Raw genomic sequence first — 12,292 nt, forward strand, 5'->3', positions numbered from 1 at the left:
TGAGCGTAAACAGTTTGTTGATTGCGGAGGTGTTTCCCGCGGATCTCAGCCCCTGGGGCGCGCGGCCGCCAACAGCCCCTCCCAGTCGGGGATCTTCACGGTCGCGCGGTCCAGCGACCGCCCCAGCGCCGACTCGGCGGCCTCGATGGCCTCCCATCCGGTCCACTCCACGGGGTCCTGCCCCAGTGCCCGCAGGCCATCGAGCGGATCGGCGTCCGCGGTGGGCCGGGCCAGCAGCTCCCGTGCGTCGGCGACCAGGGCCGCCGCCGTCTGCTTGGCGCAGGGCCGGTTGGTGCCGATCACGCCGGTCGGCCCGCGCTTGATCCAGCCGGCGACGTACTCGCCGGGCGAGGGGGCGCCGCCGCGCAGCACCCGGCCCTCCGTGTTGGGCACGATGCCGAGCCGGTCGTCGAACGGCAGCCCGACCAGGGGCACGCCGCGGTAACCGACCGACCGCAGCACCAGTCCGGCGTCGATGTCCTCGAGGACGCCCGTGCCGCGCACCCCGCCCTGCCCGTCCGGCGCGGTCCGCTCGAACCGCACCCCGGTCACCCCGTCCTCGCCGAGCACCGCCACCGGCCGCAGGAAGAACCGCAGATGGATGCGGCGGCGCCGGCCCGCCGCGGGCCGGGAGGCCCAGCCGCGCAGCACCTCCACATTGCGCCGGGCGACCGGCACGAGCCCCTGCGGATCGGCGTACGCGGGGTCGAGAGCCAGCTCCCCGGGACGGACGATGACGTCCGCGCCCGGCAGGTCGCCGAGCTCGCGCAGCTCCTTGGTGGTGAACTTCGCCTGCGAGGGCCCGCGCCGCCCCACCATGTGCACGTCCGTGACGTGGCTGTCCGCCAGGGCCCGCAGCACCCCCTCGGGCACATCGGTGTGCCGCAGTTCCTCGGCACCGCGGGCCAGGATGCGGGCCACGTCGACGGCCACGTTGCCGACCCCGATCACGACCGCGGAGCGGGCGTGCAGCGGGAAGCCGTCGGGAGCCTCGTCGGGATGGGCGCTGTACCAGGAGACGAAGTGGGTGGCCGCGCAACTGCCCGGCAGGTCCTCCCCGGGCACCCCGAGGCGGCGGTCGGTCGCGGCGCCGACGCAGTACACCACCGCGTGGTACAGCTCCAGCAGCGCCTGCGGGGACAGCCCCGGACCGCCGACGGTCACATTGCCCAGGAAGCGGATCCGGGGGTCCTCCAGGACGCGCCGCAGCGTGCCCTGCAGGGACTTGATCTTCTCGTGGTCGGGGGCCACCCCGTACCGGACCAGGCCGTACGGGCAGGGGAGCCGGTCGAGCACGTCGACGGCGACGTCCGGCACCGACTCCTGGCGGGTCAGCGCCTCGGCCGTGTACACCCCGCTGGGACCTGATCCGACGACTGCCACACGCAGCACGGGCGCCTCCCCTTCGGCGAGGGTTGGGTTCACCTCGGCGGCCCGTGTGCCGCCCGGAACGGGCGGGACGGGCGGCCACGTCCAGCATCGCACCGAGTGACCACCGGGGGGAGGGCGCCGGAGCGTGTCGCGGTCCGGGATGTCAGTCCATGGCGCGCATCCGGGCGATCTCGGCGCTCTGCTGGGCGATCACCTCGTTCGCCCACTCGGCGACCAGGACGTTGCGGCCGTGCGTGAGCACGTCGGTGGCCATCGTCACCGCGCCGCGGTGGTGGGCGGTCATCAGGCGAAGGAACTGCCGGTCGAACTCCGCGCCGCGCGCCGCGCGCAGCGCCGCCAGCTGCGCCGCGGTGGCCATCCCGGGCATCGCGGCGTGGTCATGGTCGTGAGCGGTGGCATGGGAGCCGCCGTTGGTCTTGAGCCAGGCCTGCATGGTGTCGATCTCCGGGCCCTGCGCGGCTTCGATGCGCGCGGCGAGTCCGCGGACCTTCTCGTCCGAGGCGCGGGTGCCCGCGAGGGCGGTCATGACAAGCGCCTGCTGGTGGTGGGCGATCATGTTCGTCACATAGGTGAGGTCCGCCGGGTTCGGGGAGTCGTCGGGCAGGGCCTTCGCCGCCTCCTCCGGGGAGAGGGTGGTGGCCTTCTCGCCCGGCGCTCCCGGCGCGATGACCGAGGGCGCGGCGGACGCGGAACCGCTTCCGGAACCCCCGTCGCAGCTGGTCAGGGCGAGTACCAAGGAGGCGGTGAGGGCCAGCGCGGACAGCGTCGCAACACGATACGAGGAAAACACCAGTGCATTGTCATCTTTTGACGCGCACATGAGAAGGGCCATACTGCCGGGGTCCGCATGAAGTTCAACCGCGAACGGAAACTAGGAGGACGCGGTGAAGCGCTTACGTACAGCCCTCGCTCGCCCCGGACGACTGGCGGCCCTGGCGGCCGCGGCCGTCACGCTGCTCGGACTGGCGGTTCCGGCCCCCGCCACGGCCGACGGGAGCATCCCGGGTGTCGACGAGGTCGTCACGAGCGCCAACGTTCAGCACCTGGTCAACATACCCAAGCAATCCCTCGGGGGATTCAACACCGACCTGGCGTTCCAGGGCAGATACGCCTTCGCGGGCAACTACGACGGCTTCGTCATCTGGGACATCAGCCGTCCCACCAGCCCCAAAATGGTCAGCCAGGTCCTGTGCCCCGGATCCCAGAACGACATATCGGTCTCCGGGAACCTGCTGGTCCTGTCCACCGACTCCTCGCGCTCGGACAGCTCCTGCGCGAGCACGAGCCAGTCCGCGGCCGAGAAGTCCTCGTGGGAGGGCGTCAAGGTCTTCGACATCAGCGACAAGGCCAACCCGCGCTACGTCGCGGCCGTGGAGACCGCCTGCGGTTCCCACACCCACACCCTGGTACCGGCCAAGCGCGACCTGTTCGTCTACGTGTCCTCCTACTCGCCCAGCGCCACCTTCCCGGACTGCCAGCCGCCGCACGACGGCATCTCCGTGGTGAAGATCCCGCGCAGCCACCCGGAGAAGGCGGCCGTGACGGCCTTCCCGGTCCTCTTCCCGGACGGCGGCAACCCGGGCGTCCCGCCCACCGACACCCAGGCCCGGGTCAGTGAGACCACCGGCTGCCACGACATCACCGCGTTCCCGAAGCTGGGGCTCGCGGCCGGTGCCTGCATGGGCGACGGCATCCTGATGGACATCTCCAACCCCGAGCGCCCGAAGGTCCTCGACCGCGTCCAGGACAACGTGAACTTCTCGTTCTGGCACTCGGCGACCTTCAACGAGCGCGGCACCAAGGTCGTCTTCACCGACGAGCTGGGCGGTGGCGGCGGTGCCGAGTGCAACACCGCGATCGGTCCGCAGCGCGGTGCCGACGGCATCTACGACATCGTCCGCAAGCACGGCAAGCCCGAGCTGGTCTTCCGGAACTACTACAAGATCCCGCGCCACCAGGCCGACACCGAGAACTGCGTCGCCCACAACGGCTCGCTCATCCCCGCCAAGGGCCGCGACATCATGGTCCAGGCCTGGTACCAGGGCGGCGTCTCCGTGTGGGACTTCACCGACTCCGCGCGCCCCAAGGAGATCGGCTACTTCGAGCGCGGTCCCATCTCGACCGACACCCTGACCCTCGGCGGCTCCTGGAGCGCCTACTACTACAACGGCTACATCTACTCGAACGACATCGCCAAGGGCTTCGACGTCCTCAAGATCTCCGACAAGCGCACCGACAGCGCCCGGGGCATCCGGCTCGCCGAGCTCAACGTCCAGACCCAGCCCGACTACCGCTGAGCGGTCCCGGGCAACGGCGTTCCGCCGGGCGGCAGGTCGCCCGGCGGAACGCCGAGTTCCCAGGGCAGGCCGTACCGCTGGAACATGTCGGCCCGCAACCGCGGCAGCGGCATCGCCGCGCCCGGGATCAACTGCGCGAACACCCCGCCCATGAGCAGGGCCCGCAGCATCCGGTAGTCCTGCTCGGGGTCCGCCGAGCCCCACGCCCGGACGGCGCCCAGCAGCAATTCGGCCAGGCGCTGCCGCTCCTCGCACTCGCTGAACCCGGACGCCTGGAGGATGCCGGCCATGTGCGCCCGCATGACGACGGGATGCTGCACGGGCAGCGCCAGGACGGCGTCGATCGCCCGGGCCAGCACCTCGCGGCCGTCGGCGGGCCCGGGTTCCCGCTCCAGCGCCGCGGCCAGCTCGGTGTGCATCAGCCGGTGGGCCGCCGCCTGCAGCAGCAGCCGCTTGCCGGGGAAGTAGTACGACACCAGACCGCGCGCCGAACCCGCGCGGTCGGCGATGTCCCCGAGCGTCGTGGCCTCGAACCCGCGTTCCTCCACCAGTTCGACCGTGGCCTGCAGCAGACGTTCCCGTGAACGCCGGCGCATCGCTTCATTGACCGAAGGTCGCCGAGGGGACATGCTTTACTCCTGCGTTGACTGGCTCGGAGCCAATATACTCAGGGCTGACCGTGCGTGAGTGGCATGCTCATGCGGGTCACGGGGGTGAGGTGCACGTACCCGGCGGCGCGGGGGACCGCCGGGTACCGCACTTCCGCGCCGCCCGGCCCGTCGCCCTCAGATCCCCGTCACGCGGTCAGGTCCAGCACCGGCAGCAGCCCCGACGGCCGCTGCTCCACCGGCAGGTGGTCCACCAGGTGCACCGCGCAGCCCAGCGCCGCCGCCCCGCCGTCCGCCCGCCGGTCGTCCCCGACCATCGCGACGCGCTCCGGCGGCAGCCCCAGCCCCTCGCACGCGATGCCGAACAGCCGTGGGTCCGGTTTCTGGACGCCGTGCTCGAAGCTGAGGACGAAGACGTCCACCAGCCCTTCCAGACCGTGCGCGCGGAACACCGGCCGCAGGTCCCACCCGATGTTGCTCACCACCGCCACCGGCACGCCCCGGCGCCGCAACTCCTCGAGCACCTCCCTCGCATCCGGGTACGGTGACCAGGCGGCGGGCTCCATGTGGCGGTCGTACAGCGCCCCGTAGGCCTCCTCCCAGGGCAGCTCCGCCTCCCGCGCCAGCGCGGTGAACGCCGCGCGGTGGTGCTCCGCCGACAGGTCCCGTTCCTGCCACAGCCGCTCCAGCCGTGCCGGCACCCGCTCCGGCGCCGCTCCGCCCGGGAGCCCGCCGGCCCGCTCCAAGCCCTCCGCGTACGCCGCCAGCTCGGTCTCGCCGAGCGTGATCCCCAGCTGATCCAGAACCGTGCCCAGCCAGCGCCGGGCGGGTTCGACCCGCAGCAGGGTGCCGGAGAAGTCGAACATGCATCCCTTGATGGTCATGACCGCCATCATCCCCGCCCCGGCTTCGCGGGCACACCGGAGCCCGGTGCGGGCCGCGTCACGGTCAGGAGGCGCCGAACCAGGGCTTCCCGGCCGCCCAGTGCCCGACCCACCCGGCGAACCCCGCATCGAACGGGCAGGCGCCCTCGCCGGTGATGTGCCACACCCGGCCGCGCTGCGGACCGGTGACGACGAGGTGCCAGTACATGCCGCAGCCGTCCGTGCCGAGCACGATCGAGCCGTGGTCGAACACCTGGGCGCGCAGCGGCGCGAGCTCCTCCTCGGGCCGGTCGTCGTCCTCCCAGATCCACGCCGACGTCAGGGGGAAGGGGCGTCCGAGGTCGCGTCCGGCCGGGTCGTCGCCCCAGTCGTCCGGCAACTCCTCCAAGCCCACGAGCCCGAAGTCGGGAGGCCCCTGGAAGGAGCCGTCGGTGATGTCGGCGACGAACGTCCGGTAGGGCTCGGGCAGTACCACCCCGTGCCGCGCCTCGAAGGCGTGGACGGCCTCCCAGCCGAGCGCCGACGCGCCGCCGTCGTCGACGTCGAAGGCCGCGCGGAGCGCGGCGAGGTCCTCGGGGGTGGCGTGTTCGGTGTCCATGCCGCACATGGATACCAGCCGGTGGCGACAGCGCGGCAGGGCAGCCGCCCGGGATCTCCCCTGAACCCGCACAACTCCCGGCCCTGACCTGCGGGGTCACGAGGACGTGCGCTGCTGCTCCGCGGCGCCCGTGCGCCACGGTTCGCACAGCGCCGCCGTACCGGTGAGGACGGCCGCCGCGAGCAGCCAGCCGGCCAGGACGTCGGAGGGCCAGTGGACGCCGAGATAGACGCGGGTGAAGCCGACACCGGCGACGGACACGAAGGCGACGGCGCAGGCGGCCACGCCCCAGGGGGAGCGGGCCGGCAGGCGGAGCAGCAGCAGCCACAGCAGGGCGCCGCAGACGAGCGCGGCGGTCATCGCGTGGCCGGAGGGGAACGCCGCGTAGGCAGCCGAGTCGACGGGGTCCGGCCAGTGCGGGCGCTCCCGGCCGACGAGGGCCTTGGCGGTCTGCTGGAGGACCCAGCCCAGGGTGCCGGCCAGCACCAGCCACAGGGCCTGGCGGTTCTCGCGCCGTACGAGCAGCCACATCACGGCCGCGAGCAGCAGCAGACGCATCGTCAGCGGATCCCAGACCCAGTCGGTGAGGACGCGGTTGAGCCGGGTCCAGCCGGAGTGCCGTACCGCGACGGCGTGCAGCTGCACGGCGATGCCGCGGTCGGCGGCCAGCAGCGGCCCCCAGCGCGCCACGACGAGCCCGAGCAGCAGCAGGAAGGCGGCGCAGGCCGCCGCGCACTGGCTCAGGCACGCGGTGCGCAGGGCACGGTCGGGGTCCCGGACGTCGGACGGTGCGGGAGGGGCGTGCATACAGCCGAGGCTACGTGAGCGCCCCGATCCCGGGGCCGAAGGCCACGAGCAACGGCACGACCGGGATGAGCAGCGCGCACGCGGACGCGCGGGCGCGGCCGAGGCGGGTGAGCCGCGGCGCGGGGTCCAGCAGCCGGTTGACGCGGACCGGGACCTGCGCGTCCGGTGCCGGGCAGGGGCCGAAAACGCCGCGGTCCTCGTTGAGTTCGACCAGGGCCAGGGCGGTGGTGAGCCGCCCGAAGCGGCGTGAGGCGATGTCGTCGGCGGCGAGTTCGACGAGCCGGTGCACCTGGTCACGGAACGCGGCGAAGACCGGCACCTGCGGGAAGCCCGAGGCCAGCGCGCCGGCGCTGTGCAGGAGGACGTCGTGCCGGGCCCGCGCGTGGCCCTGCTCGTGGGCGAGGACGGAGTCCAGCTGACGCCCCTTCAGGCGACGCAGGGCAGCCGTGGTGATGACCAGTTGCGGCCGCGGGCCGGTCAGCCACCAGGCGTCCGGACGGTCGCTCTCCAGGACGACCAGCCGCTCGTCGGAGGCGGCGGCTTCACCGGGCAGCCGCGGCGAGCGGGCCCGCAGTTCGGCGCGGCGCGCCCGCTGCCGGGCGCCGGCCCTGCGGATCTCCCGGGCGAGCATGGCCGCCGTCCAGATGCCGCCGCAGGCCAGCAGGACCGCCAGATAACCCGCCCACGGCCCGTAACCGGGCAGCTCGTAGGCGTCGACGACGTCATGGGGGGCGAAGGCGAACAGTCCCTCGCGCAGCCAGGTCCACGTGGCGGAGGCGCTGAGGGCCATGGCCAGGAACAGGCACAGCAGGACCGCGCCGATCACGCACTGCCACACCCACAGGGCCAGCACCGGCTCCCGCTCGGGCCAGGTGGCGCGGGTGAGCAGGCGTGGGGCCATGGCGGCCGCCACCGCACCGAGCAGGAGCAGCGCGAGCGGGACGGTCATGCCGCCACACTATGAGGGCGTCACCGCACACGGGTACGTTCTTCGAGGGGAAAGTGACGCGCCTCACTGCCGTCAGAGCGTCAGGAGCATGGCGAACATCCCTATCGCCATGGACACGCGGCACGCCGAGGCCAGTTCGGGCGCGTGCGCCACCGGCACGACTCCTCCCGCCGGAGCCGCACCGGCCGCCGTGACGGTGACGGGGACCGAGAGCAGTCGGACGCCCGCCGCCAGGACGTATATCGCGAAGTACGCCAGCAGCAGCCCGGTCGTCGCGGGCGTGCCCGCGGGCGCGTGACCCGCGTGGGCCGCGCCGCCGGCGGCACCCGCGGTGCCCGCCTCGGCCATGGCCACCGCCATGTAGACCATCGCCCCCGCGCCGACGGCATGGTGCAGATGGTGCGCGTCGTGCCGGGCCAGCAGCAGCGCGCGCACCGCCGCCGCACCGAAGACCAGACCGAAGGCCGCGGCGACCCACTGCGGCGGATCCAGGACGGACACCGGCACCGCCATCACGGCCATGCCCATCCCCATCAGCGCCTCCGCACGCGCCACCCGACGCTGGTCGGGTCCGGTGCCGGGGCAGCCGCGCCGGGTGCGGAACAGGCAGTACGCCCCCGTGGCGGCGCCCAGCACCACGAGCAGCCAGGCCACCAGCGGCGGTCCGTGCATGAGCGGCCCTCCTTCGGTTCCTCCCCGGAGGATGCCCGGACCCGGCGGCGCACACTCCAGCGCACGGGCGTACCGGGGGAGCGCGGCCGTGCCGCCCCCGCTTCAGCTGCGGGCCCGCTGGGTGACCGCCACACAGACGAGGACCGCCAGCGCCGCGGGTGCGGTCAGCGCGCCCAGGTCCTCGCCGAGCAGCGCGGCCGCCCAGACCAGCGTCAGCAACGGCTGGGCCAGCTGCAACTGGCTGGCCCGCGCGACGCCGATGGCGGCCATGCCCCGGTACCAGACCATCAGCCCGAGGAACTGGGACACCATCGAGACCCAGAGCAGCCCGGCCACCGCCCGGCCGCCGAGATGCACCGGCTCGAGCGCGAGCGCCACCCCCGCCGCCGGCACGGTCAGGGGCAGCGCTCCGACCAGCGCCCACCCGATGACCTGCCAGCCCGGCATGACCGAGGCCAGCCGTCCGCCTTCGACGTAACCGGCCGCGCAGACCAGCAGCGACGCGAAGAGGAAGAGGTCACCCGTGGTCAGGGAGCCGCCGCCCTGCCACAGGGCGAAGCACACCACGACCGCCCCGCCCGCGACCGCGGCCGACCAGAAGGGCACCGACGGGCGCGTCCCGACGCGTACGGCGGCCAGCACGGCGGTGACCAGCGGCAGCGCGCCCACGACGACGGCGGCGTGCGAGGTGTCGGTGGTGCGCAGCGCCAGGGTGGTCAGCAGGGGGAACCCGAGGACGACACCGAGCGCCACGACCGCGAGCCCCGCCCAGTGCCGGCGGTCGGGCAGCGGCACCCGCGCGGCGGCCAGACAGGCCCCCGCCACGGCCGCGGCCAGCACACCCCGGACGGTGGTGGCGGACCAGGGGCCGAGCCCGGTGAGCGCCCAGTGCGTCGCGGGAAAGGTCAGCGAGAAGGCGGCGACGCCCAGCCCGGCGAGCGCGGTGCCACCTGTACGGCTCCCGACCGCTATCGACGGGGCGGCGGTAGCGCTATTGTGTGCTGTCATGACCAACGGTAGCAGTTCGGGAAATGTTGCGGACACTCTGAGGGATGAGCTCCACCGCTACTCGCCCGGCGAGAAGCTGCCGTCGAGCCGTGTCCTCGTCGAGCGCTTCGGCGTCAGCCCGGTCACGGTCTCCCGGGCCCTGGCCGCGCTCGCCGCCGAGGGCCTGGTCGTCACCCGCCCTGGCGCGGGCGCCTACCGTGCCCAGCGCGTCGCCGACGGCCCGCGTCCGGTCGACACCTCCTGGCAGCAGGTCGCCCTCACCGTCGAGGAGCACGGCGATTCCACGCCCAGGGTCGTCGACGCCTCCGGCGTGACCGCCAGCCTCGCCGTCCCGCCGCCCGGTGTGATCGCCTTCAACAGCGGCTACCTGCACCCCTCGCTCCAGCCCGAGCAGGCGCTCGGGGCCGCGCTCGCCCGCGCCGCCCGCCGCCCCGGCGCCTGGGAGATGCCGCCGCTGGAGGGACTGACCGCGCTACGGGCCTGGTTCGCGCGCGAGGTCGGCGGCCCCGGCGGCACCCTCGGCCCCGCCAACGTCCTGGTCACCGCGGGCGGCCAGGCCGCGCTGACCACCGCGCTGCGCGCGCTCGCCCCGCCCGGCTCGCCGGTGCTCGTCGAGTCGCCGACGTACCCGGGCGCCATGGCCGTCGCCCGCGCGGCCGGGCTGCGTCCCGTCCCCGTCCCCATGGACGACGACGGCGTGCGCCCGGACCTGCTCGCCGACGCCTTCGCCGCCACCGGTGCCCGGGTCTTCTTCTGCCAGCCGCTCTTCCAGAACCCCACCGGCGCCGTCCTCGCCGCCGACCGCCGCCGGCGGATCACCGAGATCGCCCACGCCGCAGGGGCCTTCCTCGTCGAGGACGACTTCGCCCGGCGCCTCGGCCACGGCGCCGAACCGCCACCGCCCCTGGTCGTGGACGACCCCTACGGCGCCGTCGTCCACGTCACCTCGCTGACCAAGCCCACCTCGCCCAGCCTGCGCGTCGGCGCCCTCGTCGCCCGCGGCCCGGTCATGGAGCGGCTGCGCGCCATCCAGATCGTCGACAGCTTCTTCGTGCCGCGCCCCCTGCAGGAGGCCACCCTCGAACTCGTCGGCGCCCCCGCCTGGCCCCGCCATCTGCGCGCCGTCTCGGCGGGCCTGCGCGACCGCCGTGACGCGATGCTCGCCGCCCTCCACCGCGAACTGCCGGGCCTGATGTCCCGTGTCCGCGTCCCGGTCGGCGGCTACCAGCTCTGGCTGCGGCTCCCGGACGGCACGGACGAGTCCGCCCTCGCGGCCGCCTCGCTGCGCGCCGGCACCGCCGTCGCTCCCGGCCGCCCCTACTTCGCCGCCGAGGCGCCGGCCCCGTACGTCCGCCTCAGCTTCGCCGACACCAGCGGCACCGAGGAGATCGCCGAGGGCGTCCGCCGGTTCGCCGCGGCCTGCTCCGAGACCGGCGTCGACGGGGTGGGCACGGACGGGATGGGCAGGGACGGGGTGGCCCGATGACCGGCACGGACGTCCCCGCACCGGCGGCACCCCTGTCCGGCGTGCTGATCGCCGACTTCGGGCGCGTCCTGGCGGCGCCCTACGCCACGATACTGCCGGCCGACCTCGGCGCCGACGTCATCAAGGTCGAGCACCCGGACACCGGGGACGACACCCGGGCCTGGGGGCCGCCCCACGCGCACGGGGAGTCCACCTACTTCCCGTCCGTCAACCGCAACAAGCGCTCGGTCGCGCTCGACCTGCGCGACGCCACAGACCGCCGCCGGGCCGCGGAACTGGTGCGCCGCGCCGACGTCCTGGTCGAGAACTTCCGCCCCGGCACCATGGACAAGTACGGCCTCGGCTACGACGCGGCCCGGTCCCTCAACCCCGGTGTCGTCTACTGCTCCGTCACCGGCTTCGGCACCGGCGAAGGCGCCGCCCTGCCCGGTTACGACCTGCTGATCCAGGCGGTCGGCGGCCTCATGAGCGTCACCGGGCCCGGCCCCGGGGAGCCGGTCAAGGCCGGGGTGGCCCTCGTCGACGTGCTCAGCGGCCTGCACGCGGCGATCGGCGTGCTGGCCGCACTGCGCCACCGGGACGCCACCGGCGAGGGACAGCACGTCGAGGTCAACCTGCTCTCCTGCCTGCTGTCCAGCCTGGTCAACCAGGCGGGCGGCTACACCCTCGCGGGGGTCGTGCCGGGCATCCTGGGCAACCGCCACCCCTCCATCGCGCCGTACGAGGTCTTCCACGCCGCGGACCGCCCCCTGGTCGTCGCCGTCGGCAACGACCGGCAGTTCGCGGCGCTGTGCGAGGGCCTGGACGCACCGGAGCTCGCCCGCGACCCCCGCTACGTCTCCAACGCCGACCGCGTCGCCCACGCCGGCGAACTCGCCGAGCGGCTCGGCCGGTCGCTGCGCGGGCGCACCGCGGCCGAGTGGTTCGACCGCCTGACGCCGCTGGGGGTGCCCTGCGGCCCGGTCAACGACCTGGCCCAGGCCTTCGGCCTCGCCGAACGGCTCGGGCTCGCCCCGCGCGCCACGCTGCACGGCGACGGACCCGCCCTGGACGTCACGGCGAACCCGATCGGCCTCTCCCGCACCCCGCCGCGCTACGACCGCCGCCCGCCCCGCCTGGGCGAGCACACCGACGCCATCACGGCCTGGCTCGACTCGTGACCGCGGAGCCCTACCCCCGGTAGCGCAGAGGGTGGTCCGCGGGGACCTCCACCACGCAGATCCGTACGGAGTCCGGGTCCTCGATCCACATCTCGATCAGCCCCCAGGGCTCCTTCACGGGCTCCCGCACGATCCGGACCCCGCGCCCGGCGAACCGGCGGTGGCACTCCGCCACGTCCTCGACCTGGAGCCACAGCTGGAGCCCGGGGGCGGGCGGCCCGTCGGCGTGCCCCGAGACCTCCAGGAAGCCCCCGCCCAGGAAGAACACGGTGCCGCGCTCCTCCCACGGCCCGAACTCGCGGTAGACCGCCAGCCCCAGGTCGTCGCGGTAGAAGACGCGGGACCTCTCGAGATCGGTCGGCCGGAGCAGGATCCTGCTGCTCAGTACGTTCGTCACGGCCCGAAGCTACCCACGCGCCGCCGGGAAAACC

Annotated in this window: 13 protein-coding genes; 3 read left to right on the plus strand and 10 right to left on the minus strand. The window is 74.0% G+C overall.

All coding sequences use genetic code 11. The features are described 5' to 3' along the window. Positions 1–45: 45 nt before the first annotated feature. Both PV410_RS08330 and PV410_RS08335 read right to left on the minus strand, forming a co-directional pair. Positions 46–1,392: an FAD-dependent oxidoreductase gene (locus tag PV410_RS08330; RefSeq protein WP_500323297.1), complete on the minus strand. Its 1,347-nt coding sequence runs from the start codon at positions 1,390–1,392 to the stop codon at positions 46–48. Between the two features lie 142 nt (positions 1,393–1,534). Next, entirely contained in the window at positions 1,535–2,212 is a 678-nt protein-coding gene (locus PV410_RS08335) for a DUF305 domain-containing protein (protein ID WP_500323298.1), read from the minus strand. Positions 2,213–2,324: 112 nt separating this feature from the next. Here PV410_RS08335 and PV410_RS08340 point away from each other — a divergent pair, with 112 nt between their 5' ends. Next, positions 2,325–3,689, plus strand: a complete 1,365-nt coding sequence (locus PV410_RS08340; RefSeq protein ID WP_500323416.1) for an LVIVD repeat-containing protein — start codon at positions 2,325–2,327, stop codon at positions 3,687–3,689. On the opposite strand, the gene PV410_RS08345 is transcribed toward PV410_RS08340, so the two are convergent. The 7 genes from PV410_RS08345 to PV410_RS08375 form a co-directional block, all read right to left on the minus strand. Then, a complete protein-coding gene (locus PV410_RS08345) occupies positions 3,680–4,318 on the minus strand; it encodes a TetR/AcrR family transcriptional regulator (RefSeq protein WP_500323299.1) in 639 nt (212 codons plus the stop codon). The genes PV410_RS08340 and PV410_RS08345 overlap by 10 nt on opposite strands. Before the next feature lie 167 nt (positions 4,319–4,485). Next, positions 4,486–5,181 carry an HAD family hydrolase gene (locus tag PV410_RS08350; RefSeq protein ID WP_500323301.1) on the minus strand — a complete coding sequence of 232 codons (696 nt, stop codon included), beginning with the start codon at positions 5,179–5,181 and terminating at the stop codon, positions 4,486–4,488. Positions 5,182–5,245: 64 nt separating this feature from the next. Then, positions 5,246–5,779, minus strand: a complete 534-nt coding sequence (locus tag PV410_RS08355; RefSeq protein ID WP_500323302.1) for an SMI1/KNR4 family protein — start codon at positions 5,777–5,779, stop codon at positions 5,246–5,248. Positions 5,780–5,875: 96 nt separating this feature from the next. Beyond that, positions 5,876–6,586 carry a phosphatase PAP2 family protein gene (locus PV410_RS08360; RefSeq protein WP_500323303.1) on the minus strand — a complete coding sequence of 237 codons (711 nt, stop codon included), beginning with the start codon at positions 6,584–6,586 and terminating at the stop codon, positions 5,876–5,878. 10 nt (positions 6,587–6,596) lie between these two features. Beyond that, the gene (locus PV410_RS08365) at positions 6,597–7,535 is read right to left on the minus strand and encodes a M56 family metallopeptidase (RefSeq protein ID WP_499515505.1); all 939 of its coding nucleotides are present in this window, start codon (positions 7,533–7,535) and stop codon (positions 6,597–6,599) included. A 72-nt stretch (positions 7,536–7,607) separates the two neighbouring features. After that, the gene (locus PV410_RS08370) at positions 7,608–8,207 is read right to left on the minus strand and encodes a DUF5134 domain-containing protein (protein ID WP_500323305.1); all 600 of its coding nucleotides are present in this window, start codon (positions 8,205–8,207) and stop codon (positions 7,608–7,610) included. Positions 8,208–8,309: 102 nt separating this feature from the next. Beyond that, positions 8,310–9,215, minus strand: a complete 906-nt coding sequence (locus PV410_RS08375; RefSeq protein ID WP_500323306.1) for a DMT family transporter — start codon at positions 9,213–9,215, stop codon at positions 8,310–8,312. Between PV410_RS08375 and PV410_RS08380 the strand changes: the two genes are divergently transcribed. Together PV410_RS08380 and PV410_RS08385 are read left to right on the plus strand one after the other, a co-directional pair. Then, the gene (locus PV410_RS08380) at positions 9,214–10,701 is read left to right on the plus strand and encodes an aminotransferase-like domain-containing protein (RefSeq protein ID WP_500323307.1); all 1,488 of its coding nucleotides are present in this window, start codon (positions 9,214–9,216) and stop codon (positions 10,699–10,701) included. The genes PV410_RS08375 and PV410_RS08380 overlap by 2 nt on opposite strands. After that, entirely contained in the window at positions 10,698–11,861 is a 1,164-nt protein-coding gene (locus tag PV410_RS08385; protein WP_500323309.1) for a CaiB/BaiF CoA transferase family protein, read from the plus strand. The genes PV410_RS08380 and PV410_RS08385 overlap by 4 nt, the downstream gene beginning before the upstream one ends. Before the next feature lie 10 nt (positions 11,862–11,871). Here PV410_RS08385 and PV410_RS08390 read toward each other — a convergent pair whose 3' ends face one another. Continuing rightward, positions 11,872–12,258, minus strand: coding sequence for a VOC family protein (locus PV410_RS08390; protein WP_500323310.1), 387 nt, complete (start codon positions 12,256–12,258; stop codon positions 11,872–11,874). Positions 12,259–12,292: the final 34 nt, after the last annotated feature.

It is taken from the genome of Streptomyces sp. PA03-5A, from assembly GCF_033792725.1.
Taxonomy (GTDB): Bacteria; Actinomycetota; Actinomycetes; order Streptomycetales; family Streptomycetaceae; genus Actinacidiphila.